Raw genomic sequence first — 20,654 nt, forward strand, 5'->3', positions numbered from 1 at the left:
TCTCGCCCAACCGCGAGGCGCAGCACGGCGCGAAGATCATGCGCCAGCTCCTCGAAGCACCCGGCGTTGAGCCAGCGCTGGGCCTGCTGGTAGACGGCGGCCCAGGGTGGCAGGTCGTTCGGCATCCAGCGCCAGGGGGCTCCCGTCTTGATGATGTAGCGCAGGCCGTTGAACACCTCACGCAGGCAGTGCTCCCGCTGGCCGGCCTCTTCGGGCAGAAGCGTCAGGTAGGGCGCCACCAACGCCCATTCTTCATCAGAGACATCGGAGGGGTATGGTGTGCGAGGTGAGGTCATCAGGCCTCAACGAGACAACCTCAATCCAGGTCCATAACAGCCTCTAGGCGACAGATGCGTGGAAACTACTTACCGCTGTGCGCCGCTGCTCGGACATGGGCAGGCCGAATGTTGTCCAGGCTCAGGATTGACCTGGCCGCGTCGCACCTTCGCGTTGAGTGTGCAAATGGGGAAACGGTGACGAAACAGGTTCGCGGCAGGATTATCAGGGTGCGCACCCAGGCTTGTCGGATGGTACGTAGTAAACTGAACTGAAAGGGCTCTCCGAGCCCTTTCCTAGCCCGTCGTAAAACGGGCCAGCAGCGCCGATCGCCGCCAGCAGCTGGCCCGGCTTGAGGATCGCTAGAACTTGCTTCAGGTTATAGGCGAGCATGTGCAGACCTAACTCGATGAGTACCAGCTCCAGGGTTCGAGTCAAAATGTGTAGCGCCCACCCAAGGTCTTGGTCATTCCAAACGGGTGCACCATTGACCACCGCCGCAGGCCAGCCTTTTCCGGTGTCCGATCCAGCCGCTCCTGTATCACATCGAGCACTCCCTTGTGCTCCAGCGTAAGACCCAGCGCTTCTTGCCGGGCGTACATTGATCTTCGAGCGCACAGATTTGATAGCCGGTGGTTCGGGTGGGGGTACAACACAATCCCATGCTCGACGGTGGAGCAACGGCGCGTCAGGCGCACTCCAGCCGGGCCGCTATCCGTTTGGCATCAGCCCTCTGATTGGGAAGTTTCTCGATTGGAGTCCAGGCTCATCGACGCTGACGTGGAGAGCCATTGCTCGGCTGACCAGCCCGAACATCGTTTTTAGGTGCAAGCTTGCGGTCCAGTTCCTAATCAAAATTTTCGAAGAGACCATATTTGCCTGCAAATGAACTACCTCAATCGAGGAGCCATTTATAAATGTGTTATGATAGACACCCTATTTAGGACTACCTTCCCTGAGTGTATTGTAAGTATAAGCCTAGCTGTTAGTGTGCATCCACATTAGATCAACAATGGACAACTAGTTCATTTTGTTGCTGGGCAAATAACTTTACCTGGGGGGGTAAGATGCCTACGTGTCCAACAGAGCGCTAATCAATCAGCCGGGCGAATATTACAGTGATCTTCTTGCAGGGGGCAGCATAATCCCTTGTGAGCGCAGAATGTCACGGCAATCGAAGCTCGCCCATCGCTAGAATATTCGGCAAGCACGATCACCCTAAGGATCGGCTCTACATGCGACGCAGGCTCAGCGGAGCACTCACTGTCATCAACACACTAGTAGCGTCGCACTTGGCGATTCTCATGGGCGCAAGCGTGTGAACGAGACGTTTTAACCACTTGAGGTGTCTACATGAAGCAGATTGCATTCATTGCTATTACCGTCGCTGTCTCCGTGACTCCAGCGGTAGCGCAGCAGCGAGGAACTAATTCCAATTCTCAAAGCTATTCCGGTGCGGTTGTCAACGTTCAGGGCGATACCGTGTATGGCAGCGGTCGGCAGCGGATTGACTCAACCGCTTCCGCAATTGCCCCTGGCCTAACCGCTGCAGGCGTTCATTCCTGCGCAGGGTCCGCCTCGTTGGGCGTTGGTGCTACGGGCTTCAACTTCGGCTTTGGTGCGACCTACGAAATGGTTGAATGCAACCGGAGGGCCTACGCGGCCACCCTGATGGGTATGGGCATGAAGGGCGCTGCTCTGGCCTTGGTTTGCAACAACACTGAAGTTCAGCAATCGCTCAATCTGACGGGAGTAATCTGCCCGCAGCAGGTTGTTACTCAGCAGGCCGCATACGGCGCTCCGGCTGCCTTCGCGTCAGCGCCAGCATCGACTCAACGCGGTCGTCCAGCAGCAAACTCAGCTAACGTTTCAGCTCCGCCATTTTGTCTGAATCCGCAGACCTATAATCCATCGCTCTGCAATGGGGTTGGGGCTCGGAACTGATAGCAGGTGCAGCTTAAGAGGGCACGGATGGCTTAGTCCATCCGGCGACCCCTTTAGGGTGCACCTGCACCACCTCACGGTGCAATCCCGCACCGTTCATCGGGACAAGAATGTCCCATCACAAGGGAAACATCATGAAGAGAATTTTGCTTGCTTCCGTTGCAGTCGTTGTATCGTCTGGCGCTGCTCTAGCTGACAATCCGTTTAGCAATGGTCGTCATCAAGGTAACTACTTTTCGAATGGAACCGGCACAACGGCGGTGAACCTCGATGTCTCGAGGACGAAGACCACTACCCACACTGTTGTGAATCGGGATCAGTGGGACAACTACTCCGGCATTGGCACCTACTCTTCGGCTGAGCACGGTGGAATCTCTGACATCAAGACGACTGGAAAGGCTGGGGCCGCTACCCTCGGCGTGAACTTCTCAACCGCGAATGCCGTTGGTGTTGAGCGTTCAGCCGACCTGTCGGCTGAACTCAGCGGATATATTAACCCGCTCGGTTCAGCGGGGATCGGCCTCGACGCCAACCTATCCAGTCGCAAGCTTGAAGCTAACACCTCATCGGTGTCTGGTTCAGGAATTGTTGCTGGCGCTTCGCTGGGCGGCTCTGTGAAGGCTGAATCTGCAGGCTATGCTGCCGGTTCGGCTGCAGCCTACAAGGAGTGGGGTAACAGCTATCAAAATATCCATCAGGAGCAATGGCAAAACCAGACCCGTTGGCAGGGGAGCGGCTCGGTCAGCCGGACGCGCTGAGGTCAGCAGGCTGGGGAGGCACCCCCCAGCCTACCATTTGGGTGCAAAGGCAGGAACTATAGTTCCTGCCTCTTCTATTTTGGACGCAGTTTCCTCCGGTCGCAACGTGATTTCTCAGAAGCTCTTCAATCAGGCGTCTTGTGATTGGCACACGAGATCGACCTAAGTCCATATCAGGACGGATCAGGAAAAGAGCAGAGATCGGCTAAAGGCGCGGATCAGTAAAAGTAGCGAGTCCCTGTCTGATTATTTGAAGGCCACCGCGAGTTGAGTTGCCCTAATATAGCAGCATTGCGCAATATCTGATTATTCAGCACTGAGTGGTACTGCTGCGGCGCACCTGACCTAGTTCGAACCTATGACATTTGCAGAAGAGGCCGTTGATCGGAAAGAGAAGGGAGACGGTTAAAGGCTCCATGCACCCTTAGCTTAACTGGATGGAGAACTGCCCTTCAAAGGTGACGGAGATCGAACGGCTTACCAATCCTTTGGACAACCGCGGTATGCAAGCGCTACAGTTTTCGTAAGGTGACTATACAATTGTCTTACAGATATGGACTGCGATGTAGTTTGCAGCGTGTCTTAGCATCATGCAGACCAGTGCGATGACGTGCAGGTCAGCAAGAGTTTGAGGGAAACGCTCGTAATCGCGCACGAGCCGGCGAAATCGGGTTGCCCATCCGAAGGTCCGCTCAACCACCCACCGGCGCGGCAACAGCACGAGGCCGCGCTTGGCCTCAGGCAGTTTGACCACCTCCAGCTCAATCCCATGAACGCGGGCGGCATCCGCGGCTCTCTCACCTGTGTAGCACTTGATCGACATAGGCCAGATCGATGCTCTCGCCGGTGGCCACCTGCACAGCCTGGGCCACGTGTCCCACCTCAGCCCGATCATCCGCGGTGGCGGGGGTGACGTGAGCCGCCAGCAGATGCCCCAGCGTGTCCACCGCTAGGTGCAGCTTGGAGCCCTTCTTGCGCTTGGCCCCATCATAGCCGGCGCGGGCGCCACTCTCCGGCGTGGAGCGTAGCGTGCGCCTGTCGAGCACCGCGGCTGAAGGCTCCTCCGAAGGCTCCTCATGGCGTCCGGCGGCCAGGCGCAGCACGGCCCGAAGGTTGTGCGCCAGCTCCTCACAGCAGCCGGCGTTGGGCTGGCGCTAGGCCTGCTGATAGACGGCGGCCCAGGGCGGCAGGTCGTTGGGCATCCAGCGCCAAGGCGCCCCTGTCTTGATGATGTAGCGCAGGCCGTTGAACGCCTCGCGCAGGGAGTGCTCCCGCTGGCCCGCCTCTTCGGGCCGGAGTGTCAGATAGGGCGCCACTAGCGCCATTCTTCATCAGAGACATCGGAGGGGCAAGGCGTGCGAGGTGAGATCATTCTGCCCCAACAGCTATGACCTCAAGACGGGTCCATAAAACTCTCTAGACTCATGACTAGACCATTTATTGGGTTCAGGCCAATGCTCCTCTCTTTTAAGAGCGAAACGTTCGAAGAGGAAATCATAGCTGCTACCCGCTGACGCGAATCTCCAATTCTCCATGATGCGCCAGAGCATACCTTGAAACGGACCATATGCTCAGTCTTAGGGATTGAACGGCCGGGATGGCCCCGGCCGTGGCTGCGAATGCCGTATAATCAGTTTGTGGCGTTCAGGAAGTAGCCACCGCCGTGCGAACCGCTCTGACCTGACTATCGAGATGGGCGACCAAGTCCTGAGGCAAGTCCATCAGAGCTACAAGACGGTCGAGATAGGCCTTCTCCTCCGGCGTGTCCGCTTCGCCGATGGCGACACGGGATGCCACGTAGAGTTCAGCGGCCTGCTCCTTCGTCTTCGGAAGGCGTGCGATGGCAGCCGCGTCGGCGGGCTTTGCCATAAGGTCCAGAAGGAAGCCCTTGTCCTCGTTGTCGAGGTTGAGCTGCTGGATCTGCTCCTGGATGCGGATGCTTTCCTGGCCATCTAAGTGACCATCGGATTTCGCCGCCGAGATCATTGCTTGGACCAAGGCGATCCCTAGCTCGTTACCTTCCTTGTCCTTCTCCTCTTCTAGACTGAAGCCGCTGCCAGCCGGAGGCTGGGATGGAAGGCTCGCGGGGCTGCCAGCTCCTGGAGCTTGCTTAGCCTGCCAGTCCTGATAGGCCTTGAACGCCACGCTAGCGAGAACTGCGAGGCCACCTGCCTTCATCAGCGATCCTCCAGCGGAACGACCCGCCCGCGAGCCGAGAATGAGCGATAGGAGGCTTCCAGCCGCAAGACCACCCATCCCTCCAGGAATCTGGGAGCCAAAGCCGCCCGCCCCACCCAGTATACCCCCCAAGCCTCCCTGCGGTTGCTGCCCACCGAAGGAGCCCTGACGGCGGGGATCACCTTGGCCGCGCATGAGGCCTTCCAGAATGTTACCAAGATTCATGTCTATTCTCCCTGTGCCGCGAGGTGATGGGGTGAAAAGCCAAAGCGTTTAGAAGAGTTCCGATGCGTTCACGCCGATGTACTGCCGCATCGTGCGTAACCGAAGGTTTGCACGGCATCGCCTAGAGTCCAGCCCGTGAAAAATTGCCTCTATCCTCTGCACCACGTGATGCGCCTGTTCAAGAAAGTAGCATTGGATTGGAGTTAAAAGTGCGTCCGCTTTGGATCTGAGGATCTAGGTCAGTATTGTGCTAAGCGTTTGTAAACGGATTCAAGCAGACCATGCGTATCGTTTTACAGACTCACCTTGTCCTACAGGTGCTCCCATGAAGGTTGCTCGCCGTTTCCTTGTCGCTCCATGCATTGCCCGACTCATTTCGAGAGATCGAGGTGTAGGCCGTCAGGTTGTCGAGGGCCATCTCTCGTCCCAATCCGGAAAAGATCAGTTTGTTCGGTTTGAGGCAGATCAATGCCACTATGTTTTGTCCGAGTGTGATCAAGCTGGTGACTGCGTGGAAAAGGAAGCTCCGCTGCCACGCGAGCACGCCGAGGCATTGTTCGGTCTCTGCCTTGGGCAAATCTCCTACGACCGCCTTCATTTCCCTCTTCAGAATGGCCCTAGCCACAGGGTGCAGCTTGATCGTGTCATATATCCCGGCAGTATTGATTTGATCACGGTCGAGTTTGACAACGCTCAGCAGGCGGAAGCCTTCGAACTCCCAACTTGGTTTGGTCCTGAGGTAACTACTGAATATACCTATCAGTGGCGCTACATCGCGTTGAATGGCCTACAGTCGAATCTTGAGGTGCCACTCGCTAGTCAGCAGGTTGAGGCGGTGCTCGATATGCTGGACCAATCTGAGAAGCTCACTCAAGCAAACAACAAATCAGCCGAAGAAGTTGTTGTTGCTCTCAGTCGGTCCCTTGAGACATCTGGTTTGCTGAAGGCACCAAAGGAGCCTGCAGTTTCTCCAACAATAGAACCGACCGCCGATGCATTCGGTGAGCTGGCGAAGAGATCGGCTCAATAAGTTGTAGCCGTGTAAGATAATTGAGCGTTGCCATGTTTAGGCAGCGCTCGTTCCGGCCTATCTGCTTGCTAACTCATTGACCCGCTGATCCACCACATTGAAATGGTCCACCGTGAAGTATGTCTTGAGGCAGACAGGGGACCACAATGCCCAGCACGTGCCAAAAGCTGGAAGTGATCGTCGCCAAGTTACGCCAAGTTGATGTGGTGGTCTGACACGGCCAGTCTGTTGCCGATGACGTTTGCGCGATTGGCGTGGCGGAGGTGACCTATTACCGATGGCGGTAGGAGTATAACGGCTTATAATTAGATTAGATCAAGCGCCTGAAAGATCCGGAGATGAAAAGTACCCGGCTCCGACGCGCCGTAGCGGACCTAACATTGGACAAGCTGATCTTGAAAGAGGCCGCCTCGGGACCTTTAGGACAGCGTCAGCATAACTTCTGAGCCTCGCCAGGGCCAGGTCTACATCACGCACGTTCGATCCAAGCTAAAGCATTCCGAGTGGCGGGTCTGCCGCGTACAGGGATAGCATCGTTCGATGCAACGGCGTATTCCGTGAGGGCAGCCCGATGAGGAACGGCTCATCGCTGACATTATCGTCTTTTGCCCGTCAGCAGTATGGACACTACGGATGTGGAAAGTAGGACATTTTTCTTGTCTCGGCCGTGATCGTTCTTAACAATTGGAATTGCCTTAAGCTTCGGTTTAAAAATCTTTGTTCTTAGGGGGTAGTAAATACCCATTAGGAGTTAGACCACTCGGTCTATGTATTGTTAAGATTTTTTATTGGGGTACTTTTACTGAGATGGCTTCAAGAATTCTTCGGCTTCTTTGGGGGGGTAGATGTCTAAACCAGTAATCAATCGACTAGTTAGCAATAATGATCAGTTCATTGGCACAGTCCTAATCTCCAAAAATGAGCTCCTTCGGTCAGGTATCAAATATCTCTTAGACGGATACCCATTCTCCATTATCCGTGTTGCGTCTGATATATCGGCATTAGATTTTGATAACACTATCCAAGAACCTGTTCTGTTTATTGTAGACGGCAACGGAAGCGTTGAGCAGTGTGCCAAAACTGTAAGCCATCTTAAGGCCAGCTATCCTACAGCACGGGTAGTCGTGATTGCGAATGCCTATGATCTCGACACTGTTCGTCTGGGTCGCAGTGTCGGGGTCGATGGTTTCTGCCTGTCCCACAGCAGCCGCGAGGTTCTGGTCAAATCTTTTGAGTTGGTCATGCTGGGAGAGATCGTGTTGCCGACTGCTTTGCTGTCCCCACTCTTAAGTAGCAGCGAAGAAAATTCTGCAATGAAGCCTCATGACAGTCGGTTTGAAACTATGACGCATACCGAAGACCTAAGAGGAAGAACCCTTTCAGCCAGAGAAGCAGAGATCCTAAGCCATTTGATGGAAGGCGCAGCCAACAAGGTGATAGCCAGGAAGCTCGACGTTTCTGAAGCTACCATCAAGGTTCATGTGAAAGCCATCTTGAGGAAGATAGGTGCTGCCAACCGTACTCAGGCAGCGATGTGGGCTTCTACGCGCCTTCCCAACGATGGATCATCCCTTATGAATCGAAGGTAGTAAAGAAGCCGAGTAACCGTGAATTTTTCAGCTCTTTATGCTTAAAATTGCCCTGACAAATTCACGGATTAGCAAGCCCTCCCAGTTGCCGTAATTAGCTTCGGAAAAGGGTTAGCGTTAAACCGCAGATTAGCCTTCAGCGAGACCTGACTGCAAACCCAATCGCCATAGCTGCCATCTTATCTTCAGTATTAGCAAGGGCATCAACCCGCTCGTTCTGCTGTACCCAGCATGACCCTTGACCTATTGCCAAGTGATCTTGCGGCTACTGATCAGATCATCAAATTGCATCCAAAGGTCTTGGTTTACTACAGGCTTGTTATCAGCCTTACGCAATCCTTTTCGCCTTCCAGCCGCGCAACCGTTGGGTAGCCCGCTGGATGACATATTGCCTGTCGGTATGGAGATGATGGGAGGCCCTGAGGCACAGCCTCAAGCGCCTTGATGGCAGCAGTCATTTCCAACTTATTGTTGGTCGTGATGCGATCCTGTTCAGTGATGACCTGTTCGCCTCCTGCAATGGTGATGACAGCGACCCACCCATCTGGGTAGGGATTTCCCAGGCAAGCGCAGTCCGTGAGAATCATGACTCCATTCGTCATAGAAAATCTCAAGTTGGATTAGTGAGCAGGATTGCTCTTGGGAGTGCATTGGAGAGGGCTGCTTAGAGAAGGGGGAGCTTAAGGTTCTGCTGACCGTAAGTGTGCAATCCGCGGGTTAAGCTGTGTGCTCGGTTGGTATGCCTTACTGCCAAGGTTAGCCTTTGATTAACGTTATGAGGCCACCGTGGAGGCCGAACAAAGGAACCTCGTAATGCGTATCCTCAAGACCGCTCTTAGCCTTTTCGTGGCAGCCACAGTGCTTGGCCCGTTTGTGGCCCTATCAGCTTATGCAGCTACAATTCTGGCAGCAGCGGTGGTCGCTCCATAAGGGCCGCTAACGATTGGTAGTGATACATGAATTGTGTTGTTGCCCCTTAAAGAGCGGACATGGCTTCCTGGGTTTGTCGGGCCGCGATGAACTCGCGGGGTGAACGACAGCCGAGAGCCCGGTGCGGGTGAAGCTGGGTGTAATGAGCAACCCAGCCCGGCAACGCAGCCGTCACGGATCGGGCATCCGGGTAGGAGCTGACGCGGGCATAATCGCGCTTGATCGTGCGCACGAAGGCTTCTGCCATGCCATTCGATTGCGGGCTCTCCAGCAGCGTGGTGCGTGGCTCCAGGCCAAGCTCCCGAGCAAACGAGCGGGTCGGCCCCGCCACATAGCAGCTGCCGTTGTCGGTCAACCACTCGATCGTGTGTGGCAGCCGGGTCACCGGTCCGAAGCGATGCTCGACCGCGCTGAGCATCAGATCGCAGACATCCTGGCCCTTAATCGCCTCGACCAAGGCGGCATCCGGCAGGGGCGGCCGGCCGCGCGAGCGGGAGGTTTGCGACTGGGTCTGCTTGATGAGGTTGGAGCGCGCCACGCCGAGGTTCTCGGCGACAACACTCATCGGGAACCGTCCTTCGGCAATGAGACGGACCGCAGCAACCGTTTTTTGAGTCCACCACCTCCAAGGCTTCCCTGAGCACCTCAGCCTCGAGCGTGTTCTTGCCCAAAAGCCGCTGCAGCGCGCGCACTTGGTTCTGGAGGGCACGGTAGTCGGAGGCTGGCACGACCTCCTCGCCGTGTCCAGCTGCCATCAGAGCGCCTTTGACGCCCAGCTTGCGCCAGTGGAAGAGCTGGTTTGAGGCAATGCCGTGCCGGCGGGCGACCAAACTGGTAGTGACGCCCGGTTCGTAGGTTTCGTTGACGATGGCCACCGTCTCGGCGGCCGTCCAGCGGCGGCGGCGCTCCGGGCCGCTCAGGACATCGATCGGAGGGTTGGTGTTAGTCATCATCACAACAGTAAGCCTACCACTTAGCTCAGTGGGAAGCGCTGTCTGCTCAATTCGGGGGCTGCAACAGCTAGTGACGGGATGGCGACAGCGCGATCACCTATTTAGAGGTCAGAATGGGGCTGCTGAGGAGCCAGCAATGGTGGTCTGGAATGCGCTATCTAAGGCATTTTAGGCATGACTGGCCTGAGTTGCTACTCATCATTCTCATCAGCCCCATGAACGGGTTGGCTCTGGGTTACAGTACCGCAGTGTTTGGCCCTGCTGTTTCGGCAGCAATCCAGCAATGCGACTATTAAGGGCAGGAACAGCTTTGATATCCCTAGAAGCCTATAGCCAAGGCCCTCTTAAGAGGGCCCATCACTGACAAGGGACGAAGCTCACAGGCAGTTCGGATTGGGCTTAGGGGACTCAGTCGCTGATCTCAATGAAACGCAATAGAAAGTAACGCGTTGCTTCGCGATAGGCTTTCAAGCGGAGATCGAGATATGAAAAAGACTACTTGGCTGTTAGCAGCAACGTTAATTGGCTGTGGTGTCATCGGTGCGACGCCGTCATCTGCTCAAGTCCAATTCGGTATCGGTCCGGATGGCCCGAATATTCAAATTGGCCCGGATAATGACCGAAGATACGAACGTCGAATTGAACGTCGTCGCTATGAAGACCGAGCTACCACAGGCAGCATCGAACGTTGTCGAACGGTTATCGTCCGCGAAGAAGATGAATTCGGCGATGAGGTCACTCGGCGTGTCAGGCGCTGCCGCTAATCGCGGTACCACTTGAACGATGATTTATTAGGGCTTCAGGAATCCGTCTTCTGAGGCTCATTCCATAGGGGCTGTCCAACACAGCCGATCCTATCAGTAGCCGGTGCAGATGCTTCGACCGAGCCTATCCATTCTGCGCTGACGAACCCTTTCAAGTTCTTCAGTTTTCTTGCGCGTCGCGTCGCGTGCCTCAGATCGCCCAGAGACCCGTTTCGACTATTAGAGAGTTAACAGGTGTCGCGCTCTCCAGCTTTTCAGGGCACTTGTACGCGCTTGGTGATGTCCAAAGGGAAGGGAAGCCAGAACTAGGTTTGGTAGCGAAGGATTGATACCTAAGTAGGCCCAGGAGGGCGATCGCTTGATTGACCCATAAGGGGCAGCAGGGGGCAAGCCCTTGGATCAAGGTGGTAAACGTCGCTGGCGGTGCCGATGTGCAGCCTAGCGAGCAAATCTTGGACGCTAGGGAACCAGTGGGCGGTGGTTTGCTTGGCCTTAGGGTACCAACTGGATGAATTCATGCCGCGCTATTACTTTAATGTCCACATTAATCACGATGTCATCAGGGACCCTGAAGGGCAGAACCTCAGCGATCCAGACCAAGCGTGGGAAGTTGCCAAGGCTATGGCAGTGAACCTAATGGAAACCAAGTTCGAGATGCCAATCAATTGGGCCACAGGGCAGATTGAGGTCCGAGATGATGTTGACGAGGTCCTCTTAGAGTTACCGTTCATGGAGGCTATTAAGATTGATCAACAGTCTCACTGAACGCTCCAAGACTTTCCCCAGAGAGGTAAAGAGAGGACGCTGGGGCTCTTCGTATTTAGGATGATCATCCGAGAAGGGGGGATTAAGCCAGCGTTAAGCGGCTCAGGCGGAGAATTGAGCATCATGGAGGGGAAACCGAGATGCTCCCCGCTTATCGTTCCAAGGCTACAGTCCTTGTCGTCGAAGATGATGCGATCCCTCGTGAACTACTTGCCCAGCTTCTCTTGACGAGCGGGTTTGATGTGGTCGCGGTGCCAACTGGCGAAAGGGCTCTCTTGGCGTTATGCCGACATGGGAATCAGATCGACTGGCTTGTGAGCAAGGTTAGCTTACCAGGACTGGTATGTGGGCGGATGCTAGCAGAAGAGTACCATCAACATCATTCTGATCGCCACGTAGTGCTGATCCCACCTCAATTCGATCCGGCCAAGATGTCGTCTGATCGACTGGTGTTCGTACCACCAGGATCACCTATGAGAGTCCTTGAGGTGCTCCAGGCTTTGAAGAGTCCAGAACTAGCCTGTGTGCTGCCATTCCCTGCGGTAAGGGTTGCCTGACGTTATCCTCTTGAGCCCTTTATCCGACGACGAGGAGCGCGTGAGACGCAGCTGATCCCAGGATGAATCTGACCTTCTCTTAAGGATACGGACGATCTGGTTGAGCGTGTCAGGGTTCGGAGGTTGTTCCTGGTGATCCATAGGCTTGCGGATGGCCTTGAGGATCAATTCCCGAACGTGCTTAGCAACCTGATCGTCTATATGCGTCATTGGACGTCCCTCCTATGGCCACCGGGGCTTACCATCAACCGTGGTCGAAATGTGCCCCGCTGAGGGTCTTTGTAGCAGGTAATTGTGACCTCGGAGTAAGCCTCTTCGCACTCGAAAGTGAGGAGACTACTCTTGAGCCTCGGCCATATGGCTCAGAGTAAGCTAGCCATATGTCAGTTTATGTTGAGAGGGTTATTTTCCTGAGATGCGTTGAGCCGTGCCCGCTCTTCGATATCGTCGCGCGCCAGCTTCAGCACCTCAAGGTGCAATACTCCCATAAACTGACTCAAGGCCAGAAGAGTGTGGCCTAAGATTTACTCTCGCCTCTCTTAGTCCATCCCGATAGCTCTCACCCTTTTGGCGAATTTCACAAATTGCGGCTGTACGCCTTGAGCGTTCTGATCCTTTTGGCTGTTAAAGAGAGCTCCGGAGCATGCAGCGTGAGCGAGCTTGAGGAGTCCAATCTCCTCAAGCTGTGGATGGAGAGGAATGTCAGGGTATGTCCCGTTCTCTGTGCCTAGGATGCGGACCACATGAATGCATTTTGTGATCCGGAAGTCATCCTTCTTGGGAACAGTTACCTCTGAGACAGGAGCGCCCGTGACGGCACTGATCCAGACGAACTTGGAAATCCCTAGCAGTTGGCTGGTCACCATTGACCTGACTGGGATTTTGAACAAGGCAAGTCGAGAGCGTACTGCATGATTGTGGATGTCTGTAGCTTCTGTGTAAGCGCCTCTTTTGTCACAGATGTGAGTGGCCAGTAGCCCAAGGATGAGTGAGGCCGCACGCGGTTATAGTGATCGCGCCAGGCGCCGATTACGACCTGAGCCTCTTTCAGGCTGTATAGGATCTCCAGCTTAAGGCACTCGTCCCAGAGCTTACCCTACTGAAGTTCTCACAGTACCCATTCTCCCAAGGTGTCAAGCGAACCGAAGAATTGACCCCTTGGGCGAACTGAAGATTTGACCCCCTCTCATTGCTTTGTGGCGCCCTCGGTTTCGAGCGCCGATCCAGCCTTCTGCAGCAGGCCGGATCTGCGCTTTTCGCGCAGCCGGTAGCTGTCGCCGCGGATGGTGATCACCGTCGAATGATGCAGCAGGCGATCCAAAATCGCCGTCGCCACAACGGCATCCCCAAAAACCGATCCCCATTCGCCCACAGAGCGATTGGAGGTGATCAGGATCGAGCCCCGTTCATAACGACGCGACACCAGCTGGAAGAACAGATGCGCTGCATTGGCCTCGAACGGCAGGTAGCCGAGCTCATCGATGATCAGCAGTTTCGGCCGCGCCAGGATCGTCAGCTGCTTGTCGAGCACGCCATCGTCGTGGGCCTTGGCCAGCATCGCCACCAGCGTCGCAGCCGTGACGAACTGCACGCTGTAGGTCTGCCGGATCGCCTCGCGCCCGAGAGCCACCGCCAGATGAGTTTTGCCGGTGCCCGGCGGCCCCAGGAACAAGACCATGTCGCCATGCGCAATCCAGCGGCAGGTGGCCAACTCCCGGATCTGCCGCGGATCCAGCGACGGCTGCGCGTCGAACTCAAAGCCGTCGAGTTCACGCACGAACGGGAACTGCGCGATCTTACTCGCCATGGCAATCCGCCGCTCGTCGCGCCGCGCGATCTCGCGCCTGACCAGGAACGCCAAGGCCTCGCGCAAGGTCATGTCCGAACGGGCTGCTTCGTCCAGCAGCGTGTCGAGCTGGTCGCGGATCGCCGTCAGCTTGAGCCGGTCGAGCATCGCCACCAGGGCTTCGTGATCGACACCCGTCATCACCAGCCTCCTCCCACCAGCGCCTCATATTCGGCCAGCGGCCGCAACAGGGCGGGAGGCGGACCGCGGTCCGCCGGCGCCGATCGCACCGGCCCAGCCCCACCGACCACGCCGGCCAGATGTGCGCGCTCGACAATCCGTTGCCGGCGGCCCCGGCACAGAGCATGGTCGGCCACCACCTCGCCGGCATGGCGCACGATCACGCGCCCACCCAGCACCACCACTTGGACACTCTCCCCGATCAGCCGCCAGGGCACCGAGTAGCTGTTCGTATCCAGGTCAATCGCGCAGTCCGCCTGAACCTTGCGCACCAGATCCCGCAACTGCCCGAACGGGGCTCGTCCGCCGAGGGGGCGAAGCGCCCCGGCCTCGGACGCAAAGCGCTCCGCCGGAGCCACGCCGGTGGTGCCATGCACCCGCTGATCGGCGATCTCGCGCGTCCACCGGTCCAGATGCGCCTCGAGGGCCGCCCAGCTCTCGAAGCGGCGGCCGGCAATGGCATTCTTCTTGACGTAGTCGACCCCGCGCTCGTCCTTTCCCTTGGTGCGCGCCCGGTAGGGCGCACACGCGCGGGGCGCAAATCCCCAGTAGCGGGCAAAGGCGTGAAGCCGCCCATTGAAACGCACCTCCCGGGTGGCCGCATCGTGATGCTCAACCAGCGCCTTGGGATTGTCGAACAGCACTTCGGCCGGAACCCCGCCAAAGCGCAGAAAGGCGCCTTCCATACCCTCAAACCAGTCCGCCTGGCGCTCGCGCAGCGAGGGTCGGATGTGTAGCCGGCGCGAGTAGCCCAGCGTGGCGACGAACAGGTGCACCCGAACCCGCTCGCCACCGATCCACACCCGCGTGTCGCCGAAGTCGATCTGCATCTGCTGGCCCGGCGCCGTCTCAAACCGCACGGTTGCCCGCATCTGTGCCTTCAGCTCCCGGCGCCAGCGCTGCACCCGCAGCTCGACCGAGCGCAGCCCGATGACGATCCCGTGCTCGCTCGCCAGCTCCTGGCGCACCACGTCCGCATTGCCGCCATGCCGGAAGAACCGCTCCCGCAGCCACTCGTCCAGGCCATCGAACGCGGTCCGGCGCACGGGCTTGCGGAACACCACAGCCCCGCCCTCGCGCAGATACCGCCGCACTATGTTGCGCGCGCAGCCGAACTCCCTCGCCAGCCGCTTGGCACCCCAGCCAAGCTCATGCAGCCGCAGCATCGCGGCCACCTCCTCAGCCTGAAGCATCTCCTCTCTCCGCATCGTCCGCGACAATGCAGGATCCACTGAAACCCCGGTCGACATCTATTCCTCCTCTGCCAAGGAGGGGTCAGTTCTTCATTTCGTCAGGGGGTCAGTTTCTCAGTTCGGCCGACACCCAAGGGCTGCCCGGCTCAATGTACAGGGGCTTGGTGCCGAGCTGCGCCAGCCACTCCCGCAGAGCCCGGGCGACCATATCGTGCCCACTGTCGCACTGAACATACTCAGGCCGCCCATGGTTAGCATGACGTCAGCCAGCGTTTCAAACACTCCGAAACGTTGATCCGCGGCGCCACCTTCAGGGCCAATCATTGAGCGCATCCTCGTCAGCCCGCAGGGTGGGCACCTAACACTGCGTCCCTCAATGGTGGCTGACGATACGGCAGGCGTAGCGCTCCGAGAGGCCGTACTTCTTCTGGATGCGGCTCACTCCCTGGCGTCGCCGCTCGAGGCTTGCAAGTTTCCCGAAGCCACACCCTTAAGAATCTGCTTCTCCAGCGAGAGGTCAGCGACAGGCCGGCGTAGGCGGCCTTTCTCTCGCTCCAAGTCCTTCAAGCGCTTGCCGTGCTCAATCTGCAGACTTCCGTGCAGGTGGGCGCGATGCTATTGCCCTGGGTGAGTTGCTCCTCGATGTGATACAGCTTGGCGATGATCTGCTGCAAACTGAGCCTCTTCTTTGGCATGTTGAACTCTTTGGTTCCAGATCAATTCTTTCAATCAGTCTGGTCCAACCCCACCCAGTCAGATCAATGCAATACAAGTTTCATAGTCTATTGCGGCGGTTCCTATCGAAAGATGCAAAAGACCCTTACTTTTTTGCGCAGATCGCTCTAGCACGCATGCCACTTTCGTTGTCGCTCATAGATAGGCAGTAAACACTGTTCTCGTCCATTGCGAACTGGTCGCCACGGTTACATGTGCCGCCAACGGGATACTCGTCATCATCGCATCGGGCCCTGCACCGTCCTCCTTCAGCACATTGCTGAATGAGAACCCGCAGGATAGTTCCGGCAGTTCCAGACTTACCTTCTGGACCTGCAGGACCTGCAACACCTGCCGGACCTGCTGGCCCCGGAGGGCCGGGAGGACCTATTTGCCCTTCAGGCCCTTGTGGCCCAGATGGACCTACCGAACCAGTAGGCCCATCTGGGCCAACTGCACCGGTTTCACCTCTAGGACCGGGAGCACCTTGAGGCCCTTGCGGTCCTTGATGACCTGCGATTCCCTGTGGCCCTTGTGGACCAGGAGGTCCCGCCGGTCCTTCAGGCCCAGACGGTCCCGGAGGTCCAGCAGGTCCAGGTTGTCCGCCGGATGTCGCCTGCCCTGGCGGCCCTGGTGGGCCTTGTAGTCCATCAGCACCTGCAGGTCCTGGAGGGCCCTGCGGACCTTGCGGTCCCGGAGCACCGGATGGTCCTGGCGGGCCAACCGCAATAGGTTGCTCAATAGACGCTTGTTGAGGCACCTCGGTTAGTTGTCCTTCTGGGCCTCTTTGGCCACAAAAGCCCACCACGGCGTCGCGCTGCTCGTTGCCCGCCCGAAGCGTGACGATGCAATCGGCAGGATGGTAGATAACGCGGAAAGCAAAGCGGCCGTTTGCCTCGCTCCGCGTCTGATGTTCCCCATCGAGAGTTAGCACCGTTTGATGCGGTCTACTCAGCCGACCAACTACACGTAGCTCACCCGCCGAAATCATAGCCTGATCTACAATGATGTCAGCCATTGCCGAGGGATCGGAGTTTATGACCAACGCTACCCCAATAAGCAGCCGCTTGATCATGGCGATTTCCTCCACCGTTCCATCAAGGCTCGGCTCTAGAGTGAGGCATCGTCAATTCCGGCACCATGGTGCAACAGCGGTATGTCCATATCTCAAAAGTCCTATTCTTGAGGGACAACACCATAAAGCCCAGACGTCTCTGCTTTGACATAGAATGGCATTTGCACAAACGACAGCCTATTCTGAGGCGAATGTGGATGTCCGTATTCGTGCTTGCACGGTGGGCAGTTACAGCAGACAGGAACGATCGCGGGCTGGACCGGAAACTGTTTAGGAATGGTAGGGTCTGTGGCCCAATGGGAAGGGCGGCCCGTTCTTGAGTCCGTGGGCTTCCACATTTGGTTGGCCGGCTGGCCCCCGTCTGAGGTCCTGCGCCGCGATTACAACTTCAACGCGGTTGCGGGCGTTCAACTTCTGCATCAGCACCGTCATGTAGTGTTTGACTGTTCTTTCGGTGATCCCGAGTTGGGACGCAATTTCTCTGTTCGTTTTTCCGCCCAGCAGGAACTGGACGATCTGCTCCTCCCGAACACTTAATCTGAGCGCCTGCATCGCGATCCTACGCACGGAAGCGTTCCTCAGCGCCGTGATCACCTCGTTTGCGAAATTTTGCGAGACGTAGGTGTCTCCTGCGACTACTGTCCTGACGGCACTGACGATTTCTTCCGGCGTACAAGACTTCGAGACATATCCGCGGGCGCCGGCCTCCATTGCGTTCACCGCGTAGTCCACGCCGGGAGCTGCGGTAAAAACTATGATCCCGAGGCCGGGGTAACGAGCTCGGATGTCCGAGATCGCCGCAACGGCATTACCAGGGATTGCCAAGTCCAAGATCATGAGAGCAGGTCGATGTTGCTCGGCGATTGCAATAGCGTCCCGTGAGCTTTCCCCGCATGCCACGATGGTAAATGTCCCGTGCGCGGCAAGCACGTGCCTTAAGCCCTCGATCGTGACCGGATGGCCGTCGATCAAGGCAATCGAAATCGAATTCATGAAGTATTCCCCCAGGCGTAAACCTAAAAGTGCAGTCTCGTGCGAGCCCTGCAGTTCCAAGTCGACGTCTAAAAGCGTACTTGACCAAAGGAAGAGAGTCCTCCGCTCTGAAGAGGTAACGCCTCAGCGTGAGGTACTAATACGCTGGAGGTATATCCATGCCTTAGGGCATATCATTCGTGCTACGCGTCGCTATAACAAGGATAAATACCTAGGAAAAACAAGGCAGCTGGTTTTTCGGCATGACGCAAGTACGCCGCTGCGGATTTCAACTAAATTATACGCCTAGACTAAAGTCCGTTGCCCCTTGGACTTTGGTCGCTTGTGAAAGGACAGGCTCCACGTAACCTATCAGAATGCGAGATTTTTTGGGGTAGCGTATGTCAGGACTGGCCGAACGCCTGGGAACGCGTCGCTGGAGTGCTACCCTCCGGACATGGAGCCTGACCCGCCAGTTCGCGGTGACAGGCAGTGCCATCATGTTGTTTGCGATGATCGTGGAGGGAGTGTTCACTGCCGAGCTCATCTCAAAGAATACGATTGAGCGCAATGGTGCAACGACTGCCCTGTTCATGAACAGCTTTCTTTCGCCGCTGGCCCATCATATCGCTGCGGGCGATGTTCTGCCTGCGGAGAAACAAGCTGAATTGGATCAGCTTCTTGACAAGGACGATTTCGAGGGCCGGTTCCCTCATCTTGAGATCTGGAAGGGAGATGGCCTCGTCGCGTACTCAAGGTCGCCCGAACTGATCGGACGCAGGTTTGAACCCCCCCCAGGACTAGTAGAAGCGTTGAACGGGGAAGTTTCGGCACGCTATACAGACCTTGCGGCTGGTGAGCATGTCGCTCGAGGATTCACGGTCCGCTATCTTGAGATTTACGCTCCAATCAGGGAGCAGCACACCGGGCGGATCGTCGGTGTCGCAGAGATTCACGAGATAACAGAGCCGCTGGAGCAGAGGCTTTGGCATCTGCGCCTGAATAGCTGGCTCGCGCGGATCAGCATAACCGCCTTGATCATGGCTGGCCTATTCTGGATCGTTTATCGCGGTAACGGGATTATCATGGCTCAGAAGCGCCAGCTCGGCGAACGCGTGGCGGAGGTCGAGAGAGCTTCCCGGCACAATCGTATCCTGCGGAATCGCATTCAGCATGCCTCCAGCCGTGCCTCGGAACTGAACGAGCGCTTCCTGCGCGGGCTCGGGGCGGATCTCCACGACGGCCCGGCACAGCTCATCGGGCTGGCTGCCCTTAAGGTGGAGCACGTGCGGCTTGCCGGATTCGCTCAGACGCGGGAAATGGAACTCCAGGCTCTAGACTCTCTTTTGGCAGATGCTCTGCACGAAATCCGCGACATTTCAAAGGGCCTGGTCCTGCCGGAGATTGAGGGTTTGCCGCTTCCTGAAGTTGTGCGTCGCGCGACCCGCGTTCACGAGAAGCGCACTGGCACAACAGTTTCCCTCACCTGCGAGGACTTTCCACAATCGCTTTCAAACGCAGTGAAGATGTGCGCGTACCGTTTCGTCCAGGAAGGCCTCAACAATGCCTTCCGTCATGCCGGCGGGAATGACCAGGCTGTGAGCTGCAAATTTGAGAATGGAGCCTTGCGCTTGGCTGTTGAGGACAGCGGCGGGGTAGACCGTGGCCGTCCCGCCGACCGTGGTTCCGGCTTGGGGCTCGCCGGGCTACGGGAGCGAGTGGAGAGCCTGGGCGGCACGTTCCGCATGAGCAAGGCTTCTACTGGGGGGACAAAGATCGAGATGCTGTTGGCTGCGGCTGGGGGAGATCAGTATGAGTAGGACAATTCGTGTTGCCGTAGTGGATGACCACGCGATGTTTCGGGCAGGGGTGATCCAGTCGCTCGCATTCGATGGTGAGATCGAGGTTGTAGGAGAAGGGGGCTCGGCTGCCGAGGCAGTCCAACTCGCAAAGGAGCTTGCACCCGATCTCATCCTGCTTGACATCTCAATGCCCGGGAGCGGGATTCAGGCCGCCCGGGAGATTCTCCGGATGCCGGAACCACCCCTCGTCGCGATGCTAACGGTTTCCGAGGATGACGACGACGTGATGCAGGCGCTGCAGGCAGGTGCGGTTGGGTATCTGCCCAAAGGCATTCGGACGCCGGAACTGATTGCGGCCGTGAGAAACCTGCGGGATGGACGAAGTGTCGTGCCGCCGGAACTCGCACTTCGAGCGCTCACGAGCAGAGTGCGAGCGGAGGCAAGCCCGCTCGCGTCTCTTTCCGACCAGGAAAGGCGTACGCTGCGTCTCGTTGCCGAGGGATTGAGCAACCGTGAAGTTGGCGAGCGGCTGGACGTGCAGGAAAAGACAGTCAAGTACCACTTAACCAACATTCTACGAAAGCTCAGGGTGAGAAATCGGGTCGAGGCAGTGCTCATCGCCAAGCGGGGGTGGAATGACCTTGGAGACAGGGTGATGTAAGCTGGCAAACCCCGCCACCCTCGACAAGCTGCCGGCGTCTGCTGCCTATCATCGGAGCAGAGGAGGGAGCTAGGCATCCAATATCGATCCGATCTGGTCCTCAGCAGGTCCGTCCGCTGCTCCCGCTATCATCTCTTGCCGTGTATTGCCTGCCCTGATGCGGGCGGCCCCATCGCGCATGTAACTCATCATTGCGCAAGGGGAAGATTCACTACGGTGATGAACTCCTTGAGATGCGAAGT

16 protein-coding genes and 4 pseudogenes are annotated in these 20,654 nt (G+C 57.1%); 9 read left to right on the plus strand and 11 right to left on the minus strand.

Features of this window, described 5'->3' with window-relative positions; all coding sequences use genetic code 11:
• The coding region (locus BLP10_RS21985) for a transposase (protein ID WP_139165574.1) at positions 1-296 on the minus strand (296 nt) is incomplete at its 3' end.
• 1,333 nt (positions 297-1,629) lie between these two features.
• Between BLP10_RS21985 and BLP10_RS22990 the strand changes: the two genes are divergently transcribed.
• On the plus strand, positions 1,630-2,220 hold the full coding sequence (locus tag BLP10_RS22990) for a hypothetical protein (RefSeq protein WP_139165575.1): 591 nt from the start codon (positions 1,630-1,632) through the stop codon (positions 2,218-2,220).
• A gap of 134 nt (positions 2,221-2,354) precedes the next feature.
• Positions 2,355-2,978, plus strand: a complete 624-nt coding sequence (locus tag BLP10_RS21995) for a hypothetical protein (protein ID WP_139165576.1) — start codon at positions 2,355-2,357, stop codon at positions 2,976-2,978.
• A gap of 532 nt (positions 2,979-3,510) precedes the next feature.
• Here BLP10_RS21995 and BLP10_RS22000 read toward each other — a convergent pair.
• Positions 3,511-4,350, minus strand: a pseudogene (locus BLP10_RS22000) (IS5 family transposase).
• A 272-nt stretch (positions 4,351-4,622) separates the two neighbouring features.
• Entirely contained in the window at positions 4,623-5,381 is a 759-nt protein-coding gene (locus BLP10_RS22005; protein WP_091139621.1) for a tellurite resistance TerB family protein, read from the minus strand.
• 325 nt (positions 5,382-5,706) lie between these two features.
• On the opposite strand from BLP10_RS22005, the gene BLP10_RS22995 reads away from it, so the two are divergent.
• The 3 genes and pseudogenes from BLP10_RS22995 to BLP10_RS22020 all read left to right on the plus strand — a co-directional run bounded on the left by BLP10_RS22995 (position 5,707) and on the right by BLP10_RS22020 (position 8,000).
• Entirely contained in the window at positions 5,707-6,411 is a 705-nt protein-coding gene (locus tag BLP10_RS22995) for a CYTH domain-containing protein (protein ID WP_139165577.1), read from the plus strand.
• A gap of 146 nt (positions 6,412-6,557) precedes the next feature.
• A pseudogene (locus BLP10_RS23755) lies at positions 6,558-6,833 on the plus strand (IS3 family transposase); the annotation flags it as partial.
• Between the two features lie 423 nt (positions 6,834-7,256).
• On the plus strand, positions 7,257-8,000 hold the full coding sequence (locus BLP10_RS22020) for a LuxR C-terminal-related transcriptional regulator (RefSeq protein ID WP_091139630.1): 744 nt from the start codon (positions 7,257-7,259) through the stop codon (positions 7,998-8,000).
• Positions 8,001-8,308: 308 nt separating this feature from the next.
• On the opposite strand, the gene BLP10_RS24120 is transcribed toward BLP10_RS22020, so the two are convergent.
• Together BLP10_RS24120 and BLP10_RS22030 are read right to left on the minus strand one after the other, a co-directional pair.
• On the minus strand, positions 8,309-8,602 hold the full coding sequence (locus tag BLP10_RS24120) for an RNase H family protein (protein ID WP_091139633.1): 294 nt from the start codon (positions 8,600-8,602) through the stop codon (positions 8,309-8,311).
• Positions 8,603-8,976: 374 nt separating this feature from the next.
• Positions 8,977-9,880 (minus strand): annotated as a pseudogene (locus tag BLP10_RS22030) (transposase).
• A 488-nt stretch (positions 9,881-10,368) separates the two neighbouring features.
• Here BLP10_RS22030 and BLP10_RS23000 point away from each other — a divergent pair.
• A complete protein-coding gene (locus BLP10_RS23000; protein ID WP_139165578.1) occupies positions 10,369-10,647 on the plus strand; it encodes a hypothetical protein in 279 nt (92 codons plus the stop codon).
• Between the two features lie 516 nt (positions 10,648-11,163).
• A complete protein-coding gene (locus tag BLP10_RS22040) occupies positions 11,164-11,412 on the plus strand; it encodes a DUF6894 family protein (protein ID WP_091139672.1) in 249 nt (82 codons plus the stop codon).
• Positions 11,413-12,828: 1,416 nt separating this feature from the next.
• Here BLP10_RS22040 and BLP10_RS23760 read toward each other — a convergent pair.
• The 6 genes and pseudogenes from BLP10_RS23760 to BLP10_RS22075 form a co-directional block, all read right to left on the minus strand.
• Positions 12,829-13,103, minus strand: a pseudogene (locus BLP10_RS23760) (integrase core domain-containing protein); the annotation flags it as partial.
• A gap of 52 nt (positions 13,104-13,155) precedes the next feature.
• Positions 13,156-13,956: an IS21-like element helper ATPase IstB gene (istB, locus tag BLP10_RS22060; protein ID WP_091139642.1), complete on the minus strand. Its 801-nt coding sequence runs from the start codon at positions 13,954-13,956 to the stop codon at positions 13,156-13,158.
• Positions 13,956-15,245, minus strand: coding sequence for an IS21 family transposase (gene istA, locus BLP10_RS22065; RefSeq protein WP_091139645.1), 1,290 nt, complete (start codon positions 15,243-15,245; stop codon positions 13,956-13,958). The genes istB and istA overlap by 1 nt, the downstream gene beginning before the upstream one ends.
• A gap of 506 nt (positions 15,246-15,751) precedes the next feature.
• Positions 15,752-15,883: a hypothetical protein gene (locus BLP10_RS23915; RefSeq protein WP_280141130.1), complete on the minus strand. Its 132-nt coding sequence runs from the start codon at positions 15,881-15,883 to the stop codon at positions 15,752-15,754.
• 442 nt (positions 15,884-16,325) lie between these two features.
• Positions 16,326-16,625 (minus strand): hypothetical protein, encoded by a 300-nt coding sequence (locus BLP10_RS23765; RefSeq protein WP_244510762.1) that lies wholly within the window; start codon positions 16,623-16,625, stop codon positions 16,326-16,328.
• Positions 16,626-17,247: 622 nt separating this feature from the next.
• Positions 17,248-17,970, minus strand: coding sequence for a response regulator (locus BLP10_RS22075; protein ID WP_091139652.1), 723 nt, complete (start codon positions 17,968-17,970; stop codon positions 17,248-17,250).
• Between the two features lie 380 nt (positions 17,971-18,350).
• Between BLP10_RS22075 and BLP10_RS22080 the strand changes: the two genes are divergently transcribed.
• On the plus strand, positions 18,351-19,769 hold the full coding sequence (locus BLP10_RS22080) for a sensor histidine kinase (RefSeq protein ID WP_091139654.1): 1,419 nt from the start codon (positions 18,351-18,353) through the stop codon (positions 19,767-19,769).
• Positions 19,762-20,412 (plus strand): response regulator, encoded by a 651-nt coding sequence (locus BLP10_RS22085; protein ID WP_091139656.1) that lies wholly within the window; start codon positions 19,762-19,764, stop codon positions 20,410-20,412. Before BLP10_RS22080 ends, BLP10_RS22085 begins: the two co-directional genes overlap by 8 nt.
• Positions 20,413-20,654 lie beyond the last annotated feature (242 nt).

Origin of the sequence: Microvirga guangxiensis, assembly GCF_900102135.1 — a bacterium.
GTDB classification, from domain to species: Bacteria; Pseudomonadota; Alphaproteobacteria; order Rhizobiales; family Beijerinckiaceae; genus Microvirga; species Microvirga guangxiensis.